Raw genomic sequence first — 22,228 nt, 5'->3', positions numbered from 1 at the left:
AATGAGATTTATTTCGATTATTATGGGTAGCAAATCTGATTATGATATTATGAAAAATTGTGCTGATACTTTTGAGCAGTTTAATGTTAAGTATGAGCTAATTATATCTTCAGCTCATAGAAGTCCTGAAAGAACTAAAGAGTATGTTAAAGAGGCAGAAGAGAAAGGTGCAGTTGCATTTATTGCTGCTGCTGGAATGGCTGCACACTTAGCAGGAGCTTTAGCAGCAACTACAACAAAACCAATCATTGGAGTTCCTATGAAAGGTGGTGCAATGGATGGTATGGATGCTATGCTTTCAACTGTTCAAATGCCAGCTGGTATGCCAGTTGCTACTGTAGCACTTGGGAAAGCTGGGGCAATTAATGCTGCTTATTTAGCAATGCAAATTTTAGCTATTAATGATAAAGATTTAGCTGCAAAATTAAAAGAGGATAGAGTTGTAAAAGCTAAATTAGTTGAAAGTGATTCAAAAGATATAGAAGTAATTTTATAAATGAAACCTATTGCGCTATTTACTATTCCAAATTGTAAATGGTGCAAAGAAGCTATAGTATACTTAAAGAGTAGAAATCTTAAATATAATCATATAGATTTAACAAAAAACAAAAAAGCTTTAAATGATTGTCAAAAAAGATGTCAAGGTGCACCTGTTTTTTTAATTGGAAATAGTTGGATTTGTGGCTTTGATAAAGAGAAATTAAATAAAGAGTTAGGAATAAAATAGAATGCTTACTTTTTCACAAATGTTATTAAAACTTCAAGAGTTTTGGGCAAAAGAGGGGTGCAATATTGTTCAACCTTACGATATTGCTGCAGGTGCTGGAACTTTTCATCCAGCAACCTTGCTTAGAAGTCTTGATTCAACTCCTTGGAGTGTTGCTTATGTTGCACCATCAAGAAGACCAACAGATGGAAGATATGGAGAGAATCCAAATAGGTTAGGAAGTTACTATCAGTTTCAAGTTTTAATAAAACCAAGTTTAGAAAATATTCAAGATCTGTATTTACAATCTTTAGAGTATTTGGGGCTTGATTTAAGCAGGCACGATATTAGATTTGTAGAAGATAATTGGGAATCTCCAACTTTAGGAGCTTGGGGACTTGGATGGGAAGTTTGGCTTGATGGTATGGAAGTTACTCAATTTACATATTTTCAGCAAGTTGGAGGACTTCCTTGTGATCCTGTTGCTGTTGAGATTACTTATGGAACAGAGAGACTTGCAATGTATCTTCAAGGTGTTGATTCTGTTTTTGATATTGTTTGGAATGAAAATAAGCATGGAATTACAACTTATGCAGATGTTCACAAAGAAGCAGAGTATCAATTCTCTAAATATAATTTTGAAGTAGCAAATACAACAAAACTATTTAGAGATTTTGATGAAGCATTTAATGAGTGTAAATCTTGTTTGGAAGCACAACTTCCACTTCCAGCTTATGATCAATGTATGATAGCAAGTCACGCTTTCAATACTTTAGATGCAAGAAAAGCAATAAGTGTTACGGAGAGACAAAACTATATATTAAAGGTGCGAGAACTTGCACAAGCTTGTGCTGTTATGTATAAAGAACAGGAAAAAATGCGTCAAGAAAGAGTTAGGGGCTAACTCTTTTAGCATTTTTTGACTTTTGTAGAAAGTTAAGAACTTTCACAAAAGGCTGGTGCGAACTAACGAAGTGTATCAATCGTAGCGAATGAAATGAGCTAGATTGTTGTGAGATGAACAATAGGAGTAATTTATTGAAAATAGAAGATATTTATAATTACTTAAATGAGCTTTCCCCTTTTGAACTACAAGAAAAATGGGATAACTCAGGACTTCTAGTTGGAAATATGAGCGATAGTTTTGAGAGTTTGTATCTTAGTATGGATTTGGATTTGGAACTTGTAAAAAGTTTAAAGCCAAACTCTTTAGTTATAACTCATCATCCACTTATTTTTAGTGGTTTAAAAAGAGTTAATTACGATACTTATAGCACTAAAATTTTAAAAGAGCTAATAAAAAAAGATATTGCACTAATTTCTATGCACACAAATATTGATAAAACACATTTAAACAGATTTGTAGTTGAAGAGATTTTAGGTTTTAAAATAGTTAATCAAAATGAGTTTATAGCAAATTGTGAAGTCAATATGAGTTTTGATGAGCTATTAAATTATCTATCAAAAAAATTAAATTTAAAAAATTTAAAATATGTTAAAACAAAAGAGAATATCAATACTATTGCAATTTGTACAGGGAGTGCAATGAGTTTAATAGATGAGGTTAAAGCAGATTGCTTTATAACAGGTGATATTAAATATCACGATGCAATGGAAGCAAAGGCAAGAGATTTGTCCTTAATAGATATTAGACACTATGAGAGTGAGAATAGTTTTAATATACTTTTAGAACAATTATTAAGCCAGTATTTGAAAAAAAATAAATTAAAAGCTATAATAACAGCTTCAAAAAATCCATTTGAGTTTTTTAAAGGAGAAACCGTTGAATAAGTATTTACAAGACTTAGTAACTTTATCAAAATATGATACAAGTATAAGTCAATTTGACCCAAAAATCGAGCAACAAAAAGCAAAACTAGCAGTTTTTGTTGAGACAGCAGAAGCATTAAAAACTTCTATAAATAGTGTGTATCTTGAGATTGATGAACTAAAATCAAAAAGAACAAAAAACAATATTCATCTATCAGAGTTAAAAACAAAACTAGATCAAATTGCTAAAAAAAATAAAGATGTAACAAATGAAAAAGAGTTAAAAGCTCTACAACTTGAAGAAGAGATTGCAAAAGAGCAGGTTAGTTTTGCAAATGAAGAGATTGAAAGATTAGATAAACTAACAGTTGCAAAAGAAGAGAGCTTAAAAGAGCTTCAAGCAAAACTTAAAGCAGAAGAGAGTGATATTGAAGAGATTAAAGTTGTTGTTGATCAAGAGATTGAAGCAATAAATAAAGATAGAGATGTAGTTTATGCAAAAAGAAATGAACTTTTAGAAAATTTTGATAAAAAAATCTTAACATTTTATGAAAAAATTAAAAGATGGGCAAAAGATACAGCGGTAGTTCCTGTTAAACAACAAGCTTGTTTTGGATGCTTTATGAAAATAAGCGACAAAACTTATGCAGAAGTTATAAAAGGTGAAGAGATTGTAAACTGTCTTCACTGTGGAAGAATTCTTTATAAAGGTGAAGAAGAAACTATTACAAACGAGGCTTAAAATTTGAGCCTCTTTACCCTTTTTTATAATCTAATTTTAATAATTACATATATCTTATTGACTCCATATTTACTATATAAAAAAAGAGAAAATAAGTATAAAGATGCAATTCCTGCAAAATTTTTTTTAAAAAACAATCCAAAGTTTGATTTTAGTGGTATTTGGTTTCACTCATGTTCAATGGGCGAAGTTAAAGCTATAAAACCTTTAATAAAAGAGTTTGAAACTAAAGCAAATATAAGTGTTATTACAAATACAGGTTTTGAAGAGGCAAAAACAATAAGCCAAAATGTAAGGTATCTTCCTTTTGAGATTTTCCTTCCTTTTTGGATAACAAAACAGAAAGTTTTGGTTGTTATGGAGGCTGAACTTTGGTATATGTTATTTTTATTTGCAAAAAGAAAAGGTGCAAAAACTTTACTTATAAATGCAAGGATTTCAGATAGATCTTATAAATCATATTTAAGATTTAAGTTTTTTTATAAAAAGATTTTTGAAAATATAGATAAAGTTTTTGCACAAAGTCAACTTGATAAAAAAAGACTAGAAGAGCTTGGAGCTAAAAATGTTGAGGTTATTGGAAATATAAAATTAGCACAACTTCCACAAAAAAAGCTAGATTTAAAAAAACCAAATTCAAAAGTAATAGTTGCAGCAAGTACACATGAAGGTGAAGAGGAGCTTATTTTAAACTCTTATAAAAAAGAGTATGGGAAACTAATAGTTGTTCCAAGGCACCCTGAGAGATTTTTAAAAGTTGAAGAGTTAATTAAAAATTTTATAAAAAACAAAGATATAAGTTTTCATAAATATAGTTTAAAAGAGGATTTTTCAAGTGATATTATCTTAATTGATAAAATGGGTATGCTAAATGATATCTACTCTATTGGTGATATTACAATTCTTGGTGGAGCATTTGCAAATGTAGGTGGTCATAATCCAATAGAACCAGCATATTTTGGAAATATTATAATAAGTGGTAAAAATATATTTAATCAAAAATCACTTTTTGAGTGTATTAAAAATTACTATTTAATAGAAAAAAATGAGTTAAAAGAGTATCTTGAAAAATCATCTACTCTTTTAAAACCAGAACTTACAAAAGAGGGCTCATTTGAGCCTATAATTAAGGAGATAGAAAAATGGCAGTAGAGTTTGACAAAGCATATAAACTTCTAGCAATTCAAGAGAGAATTTCAAATGCAAAGGCAAAAGAGCTTATAGATAAAGGTTTAGTAACAGTTTCTGGGAAAAAACTTTTAATAGCACGAGGTGAGATAAGAGTTGATACTAAATTTAGCGTAAAAGATATTGCAAAAATCAAAGTTATATTTGAAGATAAAGATATTTTAGCAGTTGATAAACCAGCCTTTTTAACAGCAGATGAAGTATCAAGAAAATTTGAAAATGCAATACTTTTAAATAGACTTGATAAAGAGACAAGTGGAGTTATGCTTTTTGCAAAAAATGAAGAGTTTCAAAAAAGAGCTATTAAAGAGTTTGCACAAAATAGAGTTTATAAAGAGTATGTTGCTATTGTTGAGGGAAAAGTTATCGAAGAGCTAGTAATTGATAAACCAATATTAACTACAAAAGATAGAGGAATGGCTAAATCAAAAATAGACAAACATGGAAAAAGTGCAAAAACAACTCTTATTCCGATGCTTGTAGAGGGAAATAAATCAAAGGTTAAAGTTGTAATTGAAAGTGGAAGAACTCATCAAATTAGAGTTCACTTAGCTGCTTTAGGATTTCCAATTATTGGAGATAGTTTATATGGAAGAACTGCTTCAAATGTAAATAGAGTTTTGCTTCACTCAAAAGTTACAAAAATATTTGATTATGTTTTCGAATCAAAAGAACCAAAAGAGTTTAAGGTGTATGATTTTAGTTAATTTTAAGTTTTAAAAAATTAAAAAGTCCATAAAATAGGACTTTATCTAATTTTCCAATCTGAAAAGTTACTTAAAATAAATCATATATTTAAACTGAATTAAAGCAAAAAAGATGTAATATCTCAAAATTAAAATTATGGAGTATAAAATTGTTTGATTCAATAACTAGCTCAATTAGAGGTGTAGTAAATAAGATAAGACATCAAGATGATGTTGCGTCATTAAGTCGTGCTATTAGTGAACTTAAAAAAGCATTTTTAAAAGCTGATGTTCACCATAAAACGACAAAAGAGTTATTAACTAATATTGAGTTGAGTGTAAAAAATATTGGAATTGGACAAGATAACTTCATAAAAGTTTTAAAAGAAGAGCTTGAAAAAGTTTTAACAGCAAATGGAAATCAAGGTTTTGTCTTCTCTTCAACTCCTCCAACAAAAATTTTAATGACAGGTCTTCAAGGAAGTGGTAAAACTACTACAACTGGAAAATTAGCATACTATTTAAAACTAAGAAATAAAAAAGTTTTAGTAGCAGCCTGTGACTTACAAAGATTAGCAGCTGTTGAGCAATTAAAGCAAATAGCAGCCTCTATTGATGTTGATATCTATTTTGATGATAATGAAAAAAATCCTGTAAAAATTGCACAAGCAGCAGTAGAGAAAGCAAAAAAAGAGCATTATGATGTTGTTTTAATAGATACAGCTGGAAGACTTGCTATTGATGATGAGCTTATGAGTGAGCTTAAAGATGTTAAAGATGCTATAAATCCAAGCGAAATTTTTTATGTTGCAGACTCTATGACTGGTCATGATGCAACAAAAACAGCAACTACTTTTAAAGAGAAAATTGGAATAGATGGAGTTATATTATCAAAATATGATGGTGATACAAAAGGTGGAGTAGCACTTAGTATTGCTCATCAAGTAGAAGTTCCATTAAGGTTTATTGGTATTGGTGAAAAAATGCCAGATTTAGAAGTATTTATTCCAGATAGAGTTGTATCAAGACTTTTAGGGCTTGGAGATATAGCTGGACTTGCTGAAAAAACCGCTACTTTAATAGATGAGAAAAAAGCAAAAGAGGTAAGTAGAAAGATAAAAAAAGGTGAGTTTAACTTTAATGACTTTTTAGAGCAACTTCAAATGTTAAGCAAACTTGGAAGTTTAAAATCTATTATGGGAATGATTCCAGGATTATCAAATATGATGCCAGCTTTAAAAGATATGGATTTTGAAAACTCTAAAGAGATAGTTAGAATTAAAGCTTTAATTAGTTCAATGACTCCTAAAGAGAGAGAAAATCCAGATTTACTAAATCCTAGTAGAAAAAAAAGAATCTCAGCAGGTGCAGGTTTGAGTGAAGTTCAAGTAAATAAGATTTTAAAACAGTTTAAAAATGCTTCAAAAATGGCAAAACAGCTTTCAAGCAAAGGTGGAATGAAAGGTTTTACAAATATGTTGTCTCAAATGGGACCAAATGGAATGCCAAAAATTCCAAGATAAATTTAAAAATAGTGTTGAGCTATAAACTTTTTTGGAGTTTAAAGCTCAACACTATAAATTAAAAAAAGGAAAAAACAATGACAGTGATTAGATTAACAAGAATGGGAAGAAACAAAAAACCATTTTACAGAATAGTTGTAACAGACTCAAGAAAAAGAAGAGATTCAGGGTGGATTGAATCAATTGGTTACTACAATCCAGTAGTTGAGCCACAAGTTTTTAAAATTGATGAAGAGAGATATAACTATTGGCTAAGTGTTGGTGCTAAGCCATCAGAAAAAGTTAAAAAATTAACTTCAAAATAGTATAAAATGATTACAAACTTTATACAAAACTATGCGAAACTAATAGTTTCAATTCCAGAAGATGTTGAGATTTCTCAAGAGAGAGTTGATGAGAACTTTGTTCTAATAACACTTAGTGTAAATAGTCTGGATATTGGTAAATTAATTGGTAAAAATGGAAATATGATAAATGCTCTAAAAACAATTGCAAATGGTTGTAAGGCTAAAGATGGAGTATCTTATAAAATTCAAGTAGTAGCAAAGTAGTTTATGAATAATAAGGTTTATGTAGCAAAATTGGGAAAAGCAGTAGGATTAAAAGGTCATTTAAGGCTTTTTATTGACTCTGATTTTCCTGAGCAATTTAAAAAAGGCTCAACTTTTCTTACAAATAAAAATTTCCAACTTACAATTTCAGAGTATTTAAAAGATAGAGATCTTGTCTCTTTTGAAGGTTATAGTGATATGGAAAGTGCTAAAAAACTAACAAATACAGAGTTGTACACTACAATTGAGCAGACAAAAGAGTTTTGTAAATTAAAAGAGAATGAGTTTTTCTGGTTTGATTTAATATCGTGTGAAGTTTATGAAGATAGCTTAAAATTAGGTGTTGTAAGCGATGTTCACAGATTTCCATTAAATGATTATTTAGAAGTTAAAACAGATTCACAGCTTGTAGAAAAAGGTCTTCCAAAAATCTTTTTAATTCCTCACATATTTGAAACTTTTATTCAAAGAGTTGATATTGAAAATAAAAAGATATTTGCAATAAATGCTTTTGATATTTTAGAGAACTCTTAAAATCAATAGTTACATCTTTTATCAAACTCTTCTTTTGCCATCTCTAAACTATAGGCTTCATTAAAACCAGCTTCTAAGAGTCTATTTAAAAGATTTTCTTGTTCTTTGCTATCTTTAAATGGTCCAAAATATATCTCAATATTGCCTAAAGAGTCTCTGCAAAGTAAAACAGAACTATCTATGTTATAAATTTTATCGTAGTAAGATTTTTTTAGATTTCCTTTTATTTTTGCAACACTTATTATTTTTAAAAATTCATATTTGTTAATGTCCAAAACTTTTACATCTTCACTTTTGGATTCATCTTCAATAACTATTAAAGATTTTGACTCTTTTGATATCTTAATCTCTTTTTTCATACTATTAGTAGGTTCTTCTTTTGCATCTTCTAAAGTTTTAGTCTCTATTGATTTCTCACTATTCTCTACTGTTTCACTCTCTTTTGCTTCACTATTGATTTTAATATTTTTTTTCTCAACATCATTCAAAGTTAATACTTCATTATTAACACTCTCTTGAACACTATTTATGCTATTTTCTGCTTTAGAATCATTTGATTCAATAAAAATAGATGAAGCATTATTTGATTTTTTCTCTTCTTTTTCTAATAATGACAACTCTTCTAAAGTCTTTTGCTCTAGACTTTTATTAGTTAGTAGCTCTAGCTGTTCATTTAATTTATCTGGTTCAAGATTATTAAAGTCAAATTTAAAATCACTATCTTCATTTTGAACACTTTGATTCTCATTTATCTGTTTATTCTCTTGAGTTTCTTTACTTTGTTCAATTTGAGTTGTTGATTGAGTGCTAGAAGCCTCTTCAGAACTATTTGGCTTTTTTGTTAGTATTAAAACTAAAATAATGAGTAAAAAAATAACAAGGATTGCTATACCTGCTATTAAAGCTTTTTTTATTAAATTTGCTTTAGCTAAATTATGATTAGTTTGATTCTCTTTGTTATCTAGTTCATCAGTACTATTAGAAGCATCTTCTTTTTTTATATCTTCAGCCATTTAATCCTCTTTATATTTAGATTCTTTAATTTTCTCATAGTATTTTCTTCTATACTCTTTTAGCTCTTCTTTTTTTCTCTCTCTATACTCTTTATCATACTCAAGCCTTTTCTCTTTATTTTGCTCATAGTACTCTCTTTTTTTCTCTTGATACTCTTTTATCTTATTTTTTATTATAGATTCTCTGCTAAATATATACTCTTTTTGACTTTTTGCAATTGATTTCATCTTTAGCAAAAAGCCATCATCTTTTAATTCATCTTCGTAATCTATCTCTTTATTAAGCTTACTCTTTAAGTAGTAAGCTCTTTTTTTTAATTTGTGCCTACTTAGATTTCTCTCTCGTCTTTTTTTTAGCTCTTCAAAATTCATAACTACTAAATATTATTAATTTTTCAATCTATTTACAGTGTCTAACATACTATCAGCAGTTGTAATTGCTTTTGAGTTTGCCTCATAAGCTCTTTGAGCAGTAATTAAATCTACCATCTCATTTACCAACTTTACATTTGAACTTTCAAGCATAGATTGTCTAAGCCCACCAAACTGTTCAGTTAGTGGCTCACCTTCTAATACATCCCCGCTAGCATCTGTTTGTAAAAATAGAGAGTCTCCAAGTGGAGTTAAACCAGAAGGATTTATAAAGTCTGCTAAAATAATTTGACCAAGTTCAATAGTATCTCCAGTTTGAGGATCTTTTGCTGTTACAAATCCATCATTTCCAATACTTATATCTTTTACATTCTCAGGAACTACAATTTGTGGCTCTAGTAAATAACCATTTCCGTTTACAACATTACCATCAGCATCTAACTTAAAATTTCCATTTCTACTAAATGCAATCTCTCCACTTGGAAGAACTATTTGAAAAAAACCTCTTCCAGCAATTGCAATATCAAGTGGATTACCAGTTACTTTTAAATCACCTTCTGTGAAATTTTTTTGAATATTTGAAAGTCTTACTCCAAGTCCCACATCAATACCTGTTGGATTCATAGTATCAATAGTAGTTTGACCCGCTGTATAGTTTAAAGATTCATAGATTAGATCTTGAAACTCAGCTCTATCTTGCTTAAAACCTGTAGTATTAACATTGGCAATGTTATTTGATGTTACATCAATTTGATGCTGCATAGCATTCATACCAGTTGCAGCTGTATAAAGACCTCTAATCATAGAATTCTCCATTTTTGAAATTAACTTAGATTGTACTAAAACAAGGATTAAATTAAGATAAAGTTATTTAATTTAATAGTTTTGGTTTTAAGTAAAAATTTAAAACATTTTTTATATAATGCATACTTTATAGAAATACTTTAATATAAAGAGGCAAAAAATGAGAATTCTAATAGTTGATGATAGCTCAACAATGAGAAGAATTATTGGAAATGTTGTAATGCAACTAGGATTTAGTAAGGACAACTTTGATGAAGCAGAAGATGGACTAAAAGCTTGGAAACTTCTTACTGAAGGAAATTATGACATTATCCTAACGGACTGGAATATGCCAAATATGAATGGTTTGGAGTTGGTTAAAAAAGTTAGAAGTGAAGGAACACACCAAAAAACTCCAATCATTATGATTACTACTGAAGGTGGTAAAAGTGAGGTTATTACAGCTTTAAAAGCAGGTGTAAATAACTATATTGTAAAACCTTTTAATGCAGAGGTATTAAAAGAAAAACTAGATGGTGTATTAAAAAAATAGTCAAATAAAGGTTTACTTATGGGAATGAGTCAAGAAGATATAGAGGCTTTAATGGGTGGAATTGATATTCCAACTGATGAACCAAAAGAAGATATTAAAGTTGAAAAAAATTTAGATGAAAATATTAAAACAGAGGAACTTGAAGCTATTTTAAATAGTGCGATACAGACAGAACAAACTAATACTAACTCTTTAAAAGATAGTAAAATTGAAGAGATAGGTACTTTACTTAACGAAATAGAAAATATAAATCCCGAGATCTCTATTGAAGAAGATAGTAAAGAGCAAAATAGTTCAAAAAAAGATGAATCTGAAAATAAGAGTATAGATAAAGATGAGATTGTCAAAGAGTGGTCATCTTCAAAAATAAATGAGGGAGTTTTTCCTTTTCCAGCTGAAAATGATACAAAAGTAGTAAGCCAATTAAGTCAAGTTGCTAATGACTCTGAAGAAAAAGTTTCACAAATTTTTGATGTATTGAGTTTAACTTTAGATAATAACAATGACATTAGAAAAAAGATAAAAGGTTTTGAGGAGATTGCGGTTTCTCAAATAGCATTTTTGAATCTATTATGTGATAAATTTCCAAATGTTTCTAAATTTAATGAACAGTTAGAGAAGATAAATCAACTACAGTTAGATTTAAAAGATTTGAAAACTCTTTTAGATAATGAAGATGTTAATATATTCCAAGGTATGGAATTAATGCAATTTAATGATATAAATAGACAAAAAATAGAGAGAGTTATGTCTGTTATTAGAAAATTATCGTTATATTTGAACAATCTTTTTGAAGAAGATTCTCCAAAAGATATACCAATGGCTAAACATATTCATGGTGATACAGGTACTGAAGATTTAGTAGGCGATGATTTAGATAAATTAATTGCTGAATTCAATAAATAGAAGGAAACTTTAAATGAATCAAGGAATGTATCCATTAGCAGCATCTATGATAAACCAAGTAAATAGGTTAGATCAAATAAGTAATAACTTAGCAAATGCTGATACAATAGGTTTTAAGCAAGAGGGAACTGCTGAAACAACTTTTAATTGGTACTTAAAGAGAATGGAAAATAGTAGTGATAAAAAGTTTGTAGAATCAATTACTATAAATAATATTCCAAAAATTGATACAAGATATACAGATCCTCATATGGGAGCAATTAGAACTACTGGAAATGAGTTAGATTTTGCTTTAAACTCTCATGATACTTTTTTTAAAGTACAAGATCAAAATGGTGACATTTTATATACAAGAAATGGAGCATTTAAGAATTTAGATGGTTTTTTAGTTGATGGAAACGGAAACAATGTTTTAAATGCTGATAATGAGGCAATTGTAATAGAAGATGGTTTTGAATTTCAAATAGGAGTTGCACAAACCTCATTTAAAAATTTAGAAAAAGTTGGAAATAATAACTATACGGCTATAAATTTAGATGAAGTTGAAGATTTAGAGAATAATGACAATAGAATTATAAAAGGATCTGTTGAGCAATCAAATGTAAATAGAGTCTCTACAATGGTAGAGTTAATTGATGCGCATAGAAGATTTGAACAATCACAAAAAGCTATCAAGACAATTGATGAATTAAATGCAGGCTTAATAGAAAAAGTTGGGGGGAACACTAGATAATGCACGCAAGTAATGTATCAGCAACACTATTTGAGCAGTTAAACTTTAGAGGTGAGAGACAAAAGGTAATATCAAGTAATATTGCAAATATTAATACACCAAACTACAAAACTAAAGATTTGGTTTTTGAAGATGAGTTAAAAAAACAGCAACTTATTCAAATGACAAGAACATCTTCTATGCACATGCAAAATATTGATTATAAACCAAATTCAAATCCAAGATTGATAGAAGTTCCTGACTTAATAGAGCAAAATGATGGAAATAATGTAAATCTTGATAGTCAAATTAGTGAACAATCAAAAAATAAGATAATTTTTGATGCTATACAGACATCTATAAAACGAGATTCAAAACTATTTAGATCAGTGATTGATTCATCTGGTAAAAATTAATTAGGATAGATATTGCTAGATCAACTGATAAAATTTATAAATAACTTTAATAAAGCCCAAAAAATGGCTATTTTTGGTGGAATAGGTTTGTTGGCTCTTTTGATTGTAGGTTTTTTAATATTTACAACCGTAAAAAGTAAAGAGAAACAGTACAACTACATAATAGCTTCAAATCTTACTCAAGCAGATGTTATGAGAGCTACTGAAGAGCTTGAGGGTGCTGGAATTGATTTTATTGTAACAGGTTCTGGAAGTGATTTAACTTTGAGAACAACTCAACAGTTTGTAAATATTGCAAAAATAAAATTAGTAACTAGTGAAGCCTCTTCAAATAAACATGTTGGTTGGGAGATTTTTGAGAAATCAACTATTGGTACAACAAATTTTGAGAATAAAGTTAAATATTTAAGAGCATTAGAGGGGGAATTAAGCCGTAGTTTAGAGTCACTTTCAAGTGTTTTAAAAGCTGATGTAAAAATTGCAATTCCAAAAGAGACAATATTTACTGAAAAAAGGGCGCAAACAACTGCTTCGGCTGTTATTACTTTAAAGCAAGGTCTATTTTTAACGCAAAAACAAATTGATGGTATTAAAAACTTTATAGCTTCAGCTGTTCCTGAATTAAAAAATGAAAATATACAATTAATTGATAGTGAGGGTAATTTACTTGAGCTTAGCACTGAAGATATAAATAGACAACAATCAACTGTTCAAACAAAATTTAAAGATAAAGTTGAAGAGGATTATGAGAAAAAGATAATATCTTTGCTTGAACCTGTTGTTGGATTTGGAAGAGTTGTTGCTAAAGTTAATGTTGTTTTAGACTTTGTAAAAAAAGATATTGAAGAGGAGATTTATAGTCCAGAAGGAACTATTAGATCTCAACAAGTAATAGAGAGTACAAGTGATTCAACAGGATTACCAAATGATATGCAAGTTGTTGGAGTTGATAATAATATTCAGCCACCACAAATTGCAAGTGATGGAAATAAAACATCAGCTAGTAGTGAAAGCTCAAATACAGTTACAAACTATGAGATCTCTAGAAAAATAATATCTCAGAAAGATTCAAATTTTTCAAACATAAGAAGAGTTACAGCATCTGTTACTTTTGATTCAACTGTATTAGAAAATCATCCACAAAAAGATCTCTTTTTGGCTAATCTTCAATCTTTAGTTGAAGATGCAATTGGATTTGATAAAAATAGAGGAGATAAAGTATCTGTAAAAGATTTTAAGTTTTTAACTCTTAAATCTTATGATGCAAATGGTCAAGCTATTGATGAGTTTGGAAATGTAATAGCTGGACAAAATGAGTATTTTGATGCATCTACTATAAAGACAATATTGGATGAGTATAAAGAGTATATTCAATATTTAATAATAGGAATAATACTGTTTATATTTTATAGAAGATTTGTATCAAATAGTGAATTAGTAATTTTAGGTGAAGGTAAAAAAGAGGAACTAAGTATTGATGATGAAGATCTAGTTAAAGATATGCTTGCAGGACTTGATGATGAACTTGATCAAAATACAGCTCAAGGAAGATTAAAATCAAAAGTAAAAAGTCAAATCTTAAATAATATTGATGGGCTTGATGAAGAGTCAGCAGCAAAATATGAGGTGTTTATTGAAGAGCTAGATAGAGAGATAAACAATAATCCAGCTGATATAGCAAGAATGATAGAGTTGCTATTAAGCGAAGGTAATGTAAATTTTAAATAAGGATAAATAAATGGCAATTGATCCATACGGCGAAATTGATGTCTTAAAAGGTCTATCAATGATTGAAAAAGTTGCTAGGTTTTTTGTTCTTATTGGAGAAGAATCAACTGTAAAAATTTTTCAATTTTTAGATAAAGAGTATGTTGAACAAATTTCAACAGCAATTACTCAGATTCAATCAATAAACAAAGAGGTCTCTTTAGCAATTCTTGAAGAGTTTCATCTTTATACTAGAACTAAAGGATTTATTAGTTCAGGTGGTTATGATTTTGCAAGAGATATATTATATAAGTCTATTGGACAAGAGGCAGCAGATGAAGTTTTAGAAAAACTTTCAAGAATGAAGATGGCAAATCAAGCATTCTCATATCTTGATGGTGTAAATCCAAAACAGTTAAGTGATTTTATTAAAGATGAATCACCTCATACAATTGCTGTTATTTTATCACATATGGATCCATCAAAATCAGCTGATGTTTTAATGGAGTTAGATGAAGAGACAAGAGTAAAAGTAAGTATTCAAATAGCAACTATTAAAGATGTTTCTCCAGATGTTGTAAGAACTATTTCAGCAGTTCTAGAGAGAAAATTAGAATCTTTACTATCATCTATTGTAGATGTTGGTGGGGTTAAAGTTGTTGCTGATATGTTAAATAAAATGGGACCAAAAGCTATTGATATTCTTAAAAATATTAATGGTATTGATACATCTTTAGCAAATAGAATTAAGGATAATATGTTCGTATTTGAAGATTTACTAAACTTAGATACAGAGTATATTATGAAAATCATACAAGGTGTTGAATCAGCTGATGTTGTAGTTGCTATGAAAAATGCAACTGAAGAGCAAATCAGAAAAGTAACAGGTGCAATGTCTCAAAGGGTTAAAGATAGATTTAACGAAGAGAGTGAGATGTTAACTAAGGTTAAAATTAAAGATATTGAAGCAGCACAAAGAAGAATGTTAGCAGTTGCACAAAAAATGATTGAAGATGGTGTAATAGAAAGAGAGAATACATAATGGCAGATAGTATCTTTGCAAGTGCAAAAATAGTAAGCAATAGTGATAATATTAAAAAATTTGAGCTAAGTAGTTTCTCTAAAAAAAGTAAATCTTTAGATGAAAAAGATTTAGATAGCAATTTAAATGAGAAAGAAGATTTAGAAAAAGATATTAAAGCAGAATTAGCAAAAGAGATTCCAACAAAAATAGACAATAGTGAAGTTTTGAATAAAATTGAACCAATTTTTGCAGAATTTTCATCTTTAGCACAAAAAATAGAGGCAATTTCTCAAAAAATATTGGGAATTGAGGGAGATATTGTATCTAAAAATAAAGAGTTAGATTCTCAAGTTGTAAAAGCAATAAAAGATTTAAAAGAGCAAGCAATTTTCTTTGAAAAAACAGCAACTCAAGTTGAAAATAAGATGCTAAAAACATCACTTACAATTGCAAAAAAAATTATTGGAATTGAACTTAGTCAAAATTCAGAAAAAATTGCAAAACAGACAATATCTCAACTTTTAGAGAAGGTAAAAGGTGCGACTAAAGTAAAAATTCATTTAAATCCAAAAGATTATATTGTTTTGAAAAAAGAGCTTGAACTTGAAGAGTATATAGAGCTAGTTGAAGATATAAATGTAGTTGCTGGTGGTGTTGTAATTGCTAGTAATATTGGAAATTTTGATGGAAATATTGAAGCTAAAATATCTTCAATGTTGGAATCTTTAGATTTAATAATATAAAAAAGTTTTTGTGATATAATATTTATCAAATTAAAAAAAAGATAATAAAAATGGAAATAAGTGAAAGAGTTTATGATTTACTAGTTGATACAGAGATAGTTGTAGATGTTATGCTAGGATATACAAATATCTCTATTGGTGAATTTTTAAAGTTGACTGAAGGTGATATTATCTCACTTCACAAACCAGCTGGAAGTGGTGGTGAGATTTATGTAAACTCGAGAATTATTGGTACAGGTGATATAATCGTGATGGATGAGAAACTTGCAGTTAGAGTTCAAGATGCTATGGATTCAGATAATGTTGTAAGATATTTCTTTGAAGAGCATATGATATAAAAGGAGCTTAAAATGGCAGATGGTATGACAGTAAATAGTACAATAGATTCTTATGGTAATAAATATACTCAAAGCGTTACAAATGATCAACTAACAACAAATGATTTCTTAAAGCTTATGATTGAAGAGTTAAAACTTCAAGATCCAACTAAGCCTATGGACTCAGCAAAAATGCTTTCAACTCAGATGCAAATGAGTACATTAAATGCAAATATGGAGATGATAAAATCTCTACAAGCAATTCAAACTGCATTTAATCAAAATTCACTTTCAACGGCAACTGGAATTATTGGAAAAAATATTGAAAATGGAAGTGTAAATGAAGATGGAGCTTTAAAGGCTTTTAAAGTTGATTCTATTGAGATAATTGATGGTGAAATTATGGTACAAGCTAGTGAATGGCAGTATCTATATAATGGTATTGCTTTAAAAGATGGTGAAGAGTATAAAGCTGCAAATTATGATGAAGAAGGAAATCTTTATGATCATAAAGGAAATAAAACAGGTCAAACTATAGTTTTAGAATCTTTAGGAAAGCCTTTGATAAAAGATGGAAAATTTGTAATTAAAGATGAGAATGGTGGTGAAGTTTCTAGTCATGATTATGTTTTAAGTGGTAAAAATACAATTGTTACAGCAGATCAAACTATTTCTATACCATTTTCATCAATTACTAAAATTTTCTAGAAAAGGTAGTTTTTTATGATAGGTTCATTATGGAATGGAATGTCTGGTATTTGGCAACAAGATAAAGGAATTTCTATTGAATCTAATAATATAGGAAATTCAAATACAGTTGGACATAAAAAAGATGAGATAAGTTTTTCAGATCTTCTTTATTCGCAAAGTGGTGTTGGAAAAGGAGTTCAAGTTCAAAGTATTTCTAAAAGTTTTACTCAAGGTCAAATAGTTGGAACTGGAGTTGGAGTTGATGTTGCTATTGAAGGAAAAGGTTTTTTTATAGTAAGAAACAGACAAGATGATTCTATTTCATATACAAGAGCTGGAAATTTAGTAGAGGCAAAAGATGGATTTTTGGTTACACAAGAAGATTATAAGATTCAAGGACTTCTTCCACAAGAAAGATTAACAAGCTCAACAAATCCTAATTTAAATATATTTACAGATGGTTTTGGAGTAAGTATTATTTCTAGAAATATAAGCGATGGAAATGGAACAATTTATAATATAAATGCTAAAGCTACAGATTATGTAAGTAGTGCTAAAAATGATCCTATAGAAAAAGATGCAGATGGTTTTAAAACAGCACAAGATAAAATAGGGGATATAAAACTTTTAATTGTAAATTACAGTGAAAAATTAGCTTCATATCAAAATAATCAATCACAAAATAGTGTAGCTTCACAAAATCAAATCTCTCAAATTGACTTCTCAAAGCAAAGATGGGATTTAAAAAGTGAAGGAAATATTTTAAGTTTTAATATAGATGGAAAAACATATAAAGTTGAATTTGATAAAGATATCAATATAGATGAGAATAAGATGAAAGAGTTATATGATTTTTTGAACCAAGAGGGAAAATTTTTATATAATCTTACAGATCCAAATCAAATACAATCTCAAGAAGATATAGATAATATGCCAGTTACAACGCCTGAAGAGATAGCTTTAAAGGATATTGCTCAAACAAGAAGAGATAATCAAATAAGAAATTATGTTGATGTTTATTCGCTTGTAAATGCTACAAAAGAGTTAGCAAATAAAATATCTTCAACAACAGGTTATAGTGCAACTGTAAAAAATGGAACACTTGATATTGAAAATTTAGTTTCAGGTAAAGCTTTTAAAATTAGTGACATAGAGGCTAATAGTGAAAAATTAAATCCAAATAGTATACAAGAAGCAGTTAAAGGTAGTGGATTAGCAATGGTTGAAAGTGCTAAAAACTCTTTAATGAGTGCGTTACAAAGAGCTGATGCTGAATTTTTAGAGATAACAAATGTTATGAATTATGGTGATTTAACAAGTTATGGAGTTAGTGATATTAGCGTAAATTTAGCTGCTCTTGGAATATCAGATAGTAGTTTAGTTGATGTATCAATAAGTGATGATGGTTTTGTTTATGCTACAAATGGTGGTCATAAATTTTTAGTTGGAAGACTTAGCACTGTTGCTTTTAGAAATGAGCAAGGTTTAGAAGCACAAGGTGGAAATTTATATAAAGCAACTGAGTATAGTGGAAATGCTTTTAATGCAGACTCTATGAATACAATAAGAGGTGGTTCACTTGAAAGAGCAAATGTTGATTATGGTTCAACTTTAACCTCTTTAATGGTATATCAAAAAGCATTTGAAGCAAATTCGAAATCTATAACAACATCAGATGAGTTTTTAAAAACAGCAATTGAGATGAAAAGATAGATAGTATAGACTCAAGTGTTTATACTTTTGTACAAATATTGTATAGAAGTATGAACATTTATGTTCATTTACCTTAAAAATAAAGGATAAGATATGATAGGCGCATTATGGACTGGAATATCAGGATTATCAGCACATCAAAAAGCTTTAGATAATGAATCAAATAATATAGCAAACGTTAATACAGTTGGTTATAAAGCGGGAAGAATCTCTTTTGCAGATCAAATTTACCAAGGACAAATTGGGAAAGGGTCATATGTTCAAGATGCAGAGAAGATTTTCGTAACAGGTGGTTCAAAAATTACTGGAGTGGATTATGATGTTGCACTTCAAGGTGATGGATTTTTCACTGTAATAAATAAAAATACTCTTGGAACTGCAGAGACATTCTATACAAGAGCTGGAAACTTCAGAATGGGAGAGAATGGAACTTTACAAAATCCAGATGGATTTGAGATTCAAGGTTGGGCTATGAGCTCAATAGATCAAAAAAATGATGTAGTTAGTACAAATCAAAATGCTTCAAGATTTACTGATGACTATATTAAAACTATGGGAAATTCAATAATAAGACATAAAGATTTTATTGAAACAATTGCTGCTAAAGCTACAAACTATAATGAAACAGCAAAATCAGATCCAGTAAGTGTATTTAGTGGAGCTGGTGGTAAAACAAAAGCAACAAAATTAAAAGATATTGATATGGCACTTTCAAACTATAATCAAATCTTACAAAAGTATCAAGAAGATCCAAATGTTCCATCAAAAGGTTCAACTGCACAAATATCTCAATTAAACTTTAAAACAGGAACTCCTCCTACTTCTATTATTGGACAAGAGGGAGATATGATTGAAGTTATTATAAATGGAAATACTTATACTCAAAAATTTGTTGTAACAAAAACAACACCAGATTGGAGATCAAATCTTTGGAACTCTCTTACATTGTCACCTATAAATGAAAGAGAACTTTATGACTTAAAAGATCCATCTCAAATAGATATTATGCCAACATCAACAGAAGCTGAAAGATCAGCAAAAGATCAAGAGATAGCAAAATATGATAGATTAGCTGGAAAAATTGAGACTTATAAAGCAATGGCTGATCAAATATCTAATAAAGAGTCAGGAGTTGTTGCCTATTTAGCAAAAGATAGATTAAATCCAACAAGTGATGTTTTAAATCCAAATGGAATGTATGAAGAGAGTACTAACTTAGCTGATATGTTAAGAGGAGTTGTTCAAATTAAAGGTTTAATTCCTGGAAAAGAGTTTAAAATATCTCAAGTAGCTGAGTATTCAGGTGAAAATACAAATTTCTCAGTAAAAGGAACTTATCAAACAACAGCAACAGCAACTCAAGGAACTGGAAAACAAGCACTTGAAGATGCTAGAGATGCTCTTTCAAAACTTGTTACTGGAAATCAAAGAAGTGTTTATTCAGTTCAAGACCTATATGGAGCTGCTGACAATAAAACTTTCTCATTTAGCATAAATATATTTGATAAAGATTTAGGTTATGTAATTCCAGTGCCAAATGATGGAGCTGTTCCTCCTCAAGCTGTTCCAATTGAAATTGGAAATGTAGAGACTGGAGATATAAATAGTATAGTAGATGCAATAAACAATATAAGAACATCTTCAGGTCCTCAATTAGGTGATTATGTTATTGCAAAAAATATAAATGGTCATCTTGTTATTGAAACAAATGAACAAAATTATGATGTTGAGTTTGATGCAAGATTAGCAACTGATCCAACAGTTGATTTAAATGCTTTGGTAAATGAAGCTACATATACTTATGATATTAAAGTAGGAAATTCAACTATTTCAACACCATTTACAACTACAACACCAATAGATCAAAATGCTATTTATACAGCAATTGCAGGAAATATTGCAACATATAATGCTGCAAATCCAGGAAGAGAGCTTGTAATTAGTCCTATGAATGCAGGGATTTTTACTATAACAGCTGCTGATGGAGAGAGAATTGAAGGTGATTTAAGACTTACAGTTGGAAGTACAAATCCACCAACATCAGCTTCTTCTTCAAATGCTGGAACTAATACAGTTCTAGAGCAAGGGACATTGACTGTTGGTGCAGTTGCTGACTCTACAACATACTCTATATCAATAAATGGTACAGCATACTCATATACAACAGGAGTTGGATATGCAGGAACTCAAGCTGATATTAGAAATCAAATTTTAGCTCAAATACAAAATGATCCAGCATTAAATGGTTTAGTAACAGCAACTTCTAGCGGAGCAGATGGAATTAGTATAGTTCAAAAAAGAGTTGTAGATACTTCTAATACAGCAACAAATTTAAATATAAGTGCTACAAATGGTGTTTATAATGCTACTACAACTTATAATGCTGGTACACCAGAAGAGAGAGTTTTTGATATTGATTTTACAGCACCAAAATCAAGATCTGAGTTTGTATTAAACCTTATGGGAACAGAGATAAAAGTAACTTCTAGTGAATCAGAAACAGAAGCAACTTTAGCAACAAAATTACAAGCAGAGCTTGATAAACAACCAAATCTAAGAAATAGATATGAGGTAGTATTTAGTGCAGGAGATACAGTATTAAGAGAGAAAGCAGGAGCCTCAGGATTTACAGGGTTTGCTGGAACTTTACCTACTTTAACAATTAATGATTTAAATGTTCCTGTTTGGGATTTAAAAGAGGGATTTATTGAAGTAAATAGTGATTACTCTGGAAATAGAGGTGCTGGTGGAGAGTTTATGGAGATTACAACAAGAGTTGATCAAACTTCAACTCAAGAGAGTCTTCAATTAAGATTAGATCTTTTAGATATTTCAGATAGTAAATTTGGTGCATTTAAAATTGATAGTACAGGATTAGTAACTATCACTGATGGTGGAGTTGAGTATGCTGTTGGGCAGGTTTCAATTGCTAGATTTACAAACAATAGAGGACTTGAGGCTGTTGGTGGTAATAATTTCAAAGCAACACAAGAGTCTGGAAATGTAATTTATAGTACAAATAATAACAACACAGATGGTGTAATGGGACAAGCATTGGAGATTAGTAAAGCAGATTTAAGTGAAAGCTTAGTAAATTTAATGGTATTTCAAAGAGCGTTTGAAGCAAATGCAAAATCTATTACAACTTCAGATGAGCTATTAAGTACACTGATTAACCTGAAAAGATAAGTAGTAAATTTTAGACTTAAGTTAAAACTTAGGTCTAAAAAATTAAAAAGTAGGAAGATTATTTTGAGTTTTATCATAATTGCAGTTTTAATTGTAGTTTTATTATATTTTTTATCAACAGCTCATACATACAAAACTATGTATTTTAAGATTAAAGAGGAAAAAAGCCTTACAGAAGAAGAGGTTTTAAAATTAGAGGCTTTAATAAAAAGATATGAAAAGCAGGTTAAAATAGGTACAAAAAGTTTACAAAATAATCAGGAAAATCTTCATATAGCAAGAGATGATTTACAGAAGTTAAGAATGGAAAACATTACTTTAAAAAATCGAATAAATGATCTTCAAAGAAGAAATGAAGAGCTATTTGCTCAAGTAAATGCAATTATTTAA

The 22,228-nt window shown here is 29.3% G+C and carries 26 protein-coding genes; 23 read left to right on the top strand and 3 right to left on the bottom strand.

Going from position 1 to position 22,228, the window contains the following annotated elements; translation table 11 throughout:
• Position 1: 1 nt before the first annotated feature.
• The 11 genes from purE (at position 2) to rimM (ending at position 7,700) form a co-directional block, all read left to right on the top strand.
• Positions 2 to 496 carry a 5-(carboxyamino)imidazole ribonucleotide mutase gene (purE, locus tag CRU94_RS06180; RefSeq protein WP_066160392.1) on the top strand — a complete coding sequence of 165 codons (495 nt, stop codon included), beginning with the start codon at positions 2 to 4 and terminating at the stop codon, positions 494 to 496.
• Positions 497 to 727, top strand: a complete 231-nt coding sequence (locus tag CRU94_RS06175; RefSeq protein WP_129105916.1) for a glutaredoxin domain-containing protein — start codon at positions 497 to 499, stop codon at positions 725 to 727. It begins immediately after the preceding gene.
• A 1-nt stretch (position 728) separates the two neighbouring features.
• Positions 729 to 1,610 (top strand): glycine--tRNA ligase subunit alpha, encoded by an 882-nt coding sequence (glyQ, locus tag CRU94_RS06170; protein WP_129105915.1) that lies wholly within the window; start codon positions 729 to 731, stop codon positions 1,608 to 1,610.
• 134 nt (positions 1,611 to 1,744) lie between these two features.
• The gene (locus CRU94_RS06165; protein WP_129105914.1) at positions 1,745 to 2,497 is read left to right on the top strand and encodes a Nif3-like dinuclear metal center hexameric protein; all 753 of its coding nucleotides are present in this window, start codon (positions 1,745 to 1,747) and stop codon (positions 2,495 to 2,497) included.
• A complete protein-coding gene (locus tag CRU94_RS06160; protein WP_129105913.1) occupies positions 2,490 to 3,218 on the top strand; it encodes a zinc ribbon domain-containing protein in 729 nt (242 codons plus the stop codon). Before CRU94_RS06165 ends, CRU94_RS06160 begins: the two co-directional genes overlap by 8 nt.
• A 3-nt stretch (positions 3,219 to 3,221) precedes the next feature.
• Positions 3,222 to 4,370 (top strand): lipid IV(A) 3-deoxy-D-manno-octulosonic acid transferase, encoded by a 1,149-nt coding sequence (waaA, locus tag CRU94_RS06155; RefSeq protein WP_129105912.1) that lies wholly within the window; start codon positions 3,222 to 3,224, stop codon positions 4,368 to 4,370.
• Entirely contained in the window at positions 4,361 to 5,113 is a 753-nt protein-coding gene (locus CRU94_RS06150) for a pseudouridine synthase family protein (protein WP_129105911.1), read from the top strand. The genes waaA and CRU94_RS06150 overlap by 10 nt, the downstream gene beginning before the upstream one ends.
• 149 nt (positions 5,114 to 5,262) lie before the next feature.
• Positions 5,263 to 6,615 carry a signal recognition particle protein gene (gene ffh / locus CRU94_RS06145; protein ID WP_129105910.1) on the top strand — a complete coding sequence of 451 codons (1,353 nt, stop codon included), beginning with the start codon at positions 5,263 to 5,265 and terminating at the stop codon, positions 6,613 to 6,615.
• 77 nt (positions 6,616 to 6,692) lie between these two features.
• Entirely contained in the window at positions 6,693 to 6,920 is a 228-nt protein-coding gene (rpsP, locus tag CRU94_RS06140) for a 30S ribosomal protein S16 (protein WP_066160414.1), read from the top strand.
• Positions 6,921 to 6,926: 6 nt separating this feature from the next.
• On the top strand, positions 6,927 to 7,166 hold the full coding sequence (locus tag CRU94_RS06135) for a KH domain-containing protein (protein WP_129105909.1): 240 nt from the start codon (positions 6,927 to 6,929) through the stop codon (positions 7,164 to 7,166).
• Positions 7,167 to 7,169: 3 nt separating this feature from the next.
• Positions 7,170 to 7,700, top strand: a complete 531-nt coding sequence (rimM, locus tag CRU94_RS06130; RefSeq protein ID WP_129105908.1) for a ribosome maturation factor RimM — start codon at positions 7,170 to 7,172, stop codon at positions 7,698 to 7,700.
• Between the two features lie 2 nt (positions 7,701 to 7,702).
• Here the strand turns inward: rimM and CRU94_RS06125 are convergent, their stop codons facing one another.
• Genes CRU94_RS06125 through flgG form a run of 3 tightly spaced genes read right to left on the bottom strand, consistent with a single transcriptional unit; the run spans position 7,703 to position 9,889 of the window.
• Complete coding sequence (locus CRU94_RS06125) at positions 7,703 to 8,713, bottom strand: hypothetical protein (RefSeq protein ID WP_129105907.1); 1,011 nt, start codon at positions 8,711 to 8,713, stop codon at positions 7,703 to 7,705.
• Positions 8,714 to 9,085 carry a hypothetical protein gene (locus CRU94_RS06120; protein WP_129105906.1) on the bottom strand — a complete coding sequence of 124 codons (372 nt, stop codon included), beginning with the start codon at positions 9,083 to 9,085 and terminating at the stop codon, positions 8,714 to 8,716.
• 15 nt (positions 9,086 to 9,100) lie between these two features.
• The gene (gene flgG / locus CRU94_RS06115) at positions 9,101 to 9,889 is read right to left on the bottom strand and encodes a flagellar basal-body rod protein FlgG (RefSeq protein WP_129105905.1); all 789 of its coding nucleotides are present in this window, start codon (positions 9,887 to 9,889) and stop codon (positions 9,101 to 9,103) included.
• Between the two features lie 160 nt (positions 9,890 to 10,049).
• On the opposite strand from flgG, the gene CRU94_RS06110 reads away from it, so the two are divergent.
• The 12 genes from CRU94_RS06110 (at position 10,050) to CRU94_RS06050 (ending at position 22,228) form a co-directional block, all read left to right on the top strand.
• Positions 10,050 to 10,421, top strand: coding sequence for a response regulator (locus tag CRU94_RS06110; protein ID WP_066350365.1), 372 nt, complete (start codon positions 10,050 to 10,052; stop codon positions 10,419 to 10,421).
• Positions 10,422 to 10,439: 18 nt separating this feature from the next.
• Positions 10,440 to 11,327 (top strand): hypothetical protein, encoded by an 888-nt coding sequence (locus tag CRU94_RS06105; protein ID WP_129105904.1) that lies wholly within the window; start codon positions 10,440 to 10,442, stop codon positions 11,325 to 11,327.
• Between the two features lie 13 nt (positions 11,328 to 11,340).
• Complete coding sequence (locus CRU94_RS06100) at positions 11,341 to 12,060, top strand: flagellar hook-basal body protein (protein ID WP_129105903.1); 720 nt, start codon at positions 11,341 to 11,343, stop codon at positions 12,058 to 12,060.
• On the top strand, positions 12,060 to 12,455 hold the full coding sequence (gene flgB, locus CRU94_RS06095) for a flagellar basal body rod protein FlgB (RefSeq protein ID WP_129105902.1): 396 nt from the start codon (positions 12,060 to 12,062) through the stop codon (positions 12,453 to 12,455). The genes CRU94_RS06100 and flgB overlap by 1 nt, the downstream gene beginning before the upstream one ends.
• A 12-nt stretch (positions 12,456 to 12,467) precedes the next feature.
• Entirely contained in the window at positions 12,468 to 14,183 is a 1,716-nt protein-coding gene (fliF, locus tag CRU94_RS06090) for a flagellar basal-body MS-ring/collar protein FliF (RefSeq protein ID WP_258237420.1), read from the top strand.
• Positions 14,184 to 14,193: 10 nt separating this feature from the next.
• A complete protein-coding gene (gene fliG / locus CRU94_RS06085; RefSeq protein ID WP_125296909.1) occupies positions 14,194 to 15,204 on the top strand; it encodes a flagellar motor switch protein FliG in 1,011 nt (336 codons plus the stop codon).
• On the top strand, positions 15,204 to 15,929 hold the full coding sequence (locus CRU94_RS06080; RefSeq protein WP_129105901.1) for a FliH/SctL family protein: 726 nt from the start codon (positions 15,204 to 15,206) through the stop codon (positions 15,927 to 15,929). The genes fliG and CRU94_RS06080 overlap by 1 nt, the downstream gene beginning before the upstream one ends.
• A 50-nt stretch (positions 15,930 to 15,979) precedes the next feature.
• Positions 15,980 to 16,267 (top strand): FliM/FliN family flagellar motor switch protein, encoded by a 288-nt coding sequence (locus tag CRU94_RS06075; protein WP_066160451.1) that lies wholly within the window; start codon positions 15,980 to 15,982, stop codon positions 16,265 to 16,267.
• Positions 16,268 to 16,279: 12 nt separating this feature from the next.
• Entirely contained in the window at positions 16,280 to 16,954 is a 675-nt protein-coding gene (locus tag CRU94_RS06070) for a flagellar hook assembly protein FlgD (protein ID WP_129105900.1), read from the top strand.
• A gap of 15 nt (positions 16,955 to 16,969) precedes the next feature.
• Positions 16,970 to 18,649: a flagellar hook-basal body complex protein gene (locus CRU94_RS06065; RefSeq protein WP_129105899.1), complete on the top strand. Its 1,680-nt coding sequence runs from the start codon at positions 16,970 to 16,972 to the stop codon at positions 18,647 to 18,649.
• Positions 18,650 to 18,742: 93 nt separating this feature from the next.
• Positions 18,743 to 21,838: a flagellar hook-basal body complex protein gene (locus tag CRU94_RS09730; protein ID WP_258237419.1), complete on the top strand. Its 3,096-nt coding sequence runs from the start codon at positions 18,743 to 18,745 to the stop codon at positions 21,836 to 21,838.
• 63 nt (positions 21,839 to 21,901) lie between these two features.
• Complete coding sequence (locus CRU94_RS06050; RefSeq protein WP_066160464.1) at positions 21,902 to 22,228, top strand: hypothetical protein; 327 nt, start codon at positions 21,902 to 21,904, stop codon at positions 22,226 to 22,228.

The organism is Arcobacter sp. AHV-9/2010, from assembly GCF_004116575.1.
Taxonomy (GTDB): domain Bacteria; phylum Campylobacterota; class Campylobacteria; order Campylobacterales; family Arcobacteraceae; genus Aliarcobacter; species Aliarcobacter skirrowii.
This window is presented reverse-complemented; position numbering and strand designations above follow the sequence as displayed.

Excerpts from the sequence above, each read along its gene's own strand:
- purE (WP_066160392.1), top strand. The coding sequence starts at position 2 with ATGAGATTTATTTCGATTATTATGGGTAGCAAATCTGATTATGATATT.
- CRU94_RS06175 (WP_129105916.1), top strand. The coding sequence starts at position 497 with ATGAAACCTATTGCGCTATTTACTATTCCAAATTGTAAATGGTGCAAA.
- glyQ (WP_129105915.1), top strand. The coding sequence starts at position 729 with ATGCTTACTTTTTCACAAATGTTATTAAAACTTCAAGAGTTTTGGGCA.
- CRU94_RS06150 (WP_129105911.1), top strand. The coding sequence starts at position 4,361 with ATGGCAGTAGAGTTTGACAAAGCATATAAACTTCTAGCAATTCAAGAG.
- rpsP (WP_066160414.1), top strand. The coding sequence starts at position 6,693 with ATGACAGTGATTAGATTAACAAGAATGGGAAGAAACAAAAAACCATTT.
- CRU94_RS06135 (WP_129105909.1), top strand. The coding sequence starts at position 6,927 with ATGATTACAAACTTTATACAAAACTATGCGAAACTAATAGTTTCAATT.
- rimM (WP_129105908.1), top strand. The coding sequence starts at position 7,170 with ATGAATAATAAGGTTTATGTAGCAAAATTGGGAAAAGCAGTAGGATTA.
- CRU94_RS06125 (WP_129105907.1), bottom strand. The coding sequence starts at position 8,713 with ATGGCTGAAGATATAAAAAAAGAAGATGCTTCTAATAGTACTGATGAA.
- CRU94_RS06120 (WP_129105906.1), bottom strand. The coding sequence starts at position 9,085 with ATGAATTTTGAAGAGCTAAAAAAAAGACGAGAGAGAAATCTAAGTAGG.
- flgG (WP_129105905.1), bottom strand. The coding sequence starts at position 9,889 with ATGATTAGAGGTCTTTATACAGCTGCAACTGGTATGAATGCTATGCAG.
- CRU94_RS06110 (WP_066350365.1), top strand. The coding sequence starts at position 10,050 with ATGAGAATTCTAATAGTTGATGATAGCTCAACAATGAGAAGAATTATT.
- CRU94_RS06105 (WP_129105904.1), top strand. The coding sequence starts at position 10,440 with ATGGGAATGAGTCAAGAAGATATAGAGGCTTTAATGGGTGGAATTGAT.
- CRU94_RS06100 (WP_129105903.1), top strand. The coding sequence starts at position 11,341 with ATGAATCAAGGAATGTATCCATTAGCAGCATCTATGATAAACCAAGTA.
- flgB (WP_129105902.1), top strand. The coding sequence starts at position 12,060 with ATGCACGCAAGTAATGTATCAGCAACACTATTTGAGCAGTTAAACTTT.
- fliG (WP_125296909.1), top strand. The coding sequence starts at position 14,194 with ATGGCAATTGATCCATACGGCGAAATTGATGTCTTAAAAGGTCTATCA.
- CRU94_RS06080 (WP_129105901.1), top strand. The coding sequence starts at position 15,204 with ATGGCAGATAGTATCTTTGCAAGTGCAAAAATAGTAAGCAATAGTGAT.
- CRU94_RS06075 (WP_066160451.1), top strand. The coding sequence starts at position 15,980 with ATGGAAATAAGTGAAAGAGTTTATGATTTACTAGTTGATACAGAGATA.
- CRU94_RS06070 (WP_129105900.1), top strand. The coding sequence starts at position 16,280 with ATGGCAGATGGTATGACAGTAAATAGTACAATAGATTCTTATGGTAAT.
- CRU94_RS06065 (WP_129105899.1), top strand. The coding sequence starts at position 16,970 with ATGATAGGTTCATTATGGAATGGAATGTCTGGTATTTGGCAACAAGAT.
- CRU94_RS09730 (WP_258237419.1), top strand. The coding sequence starts at position 18,743 with ATGATAGGCGCATTATGGACTGGAATATCAGGATTATCAGCACATCAA.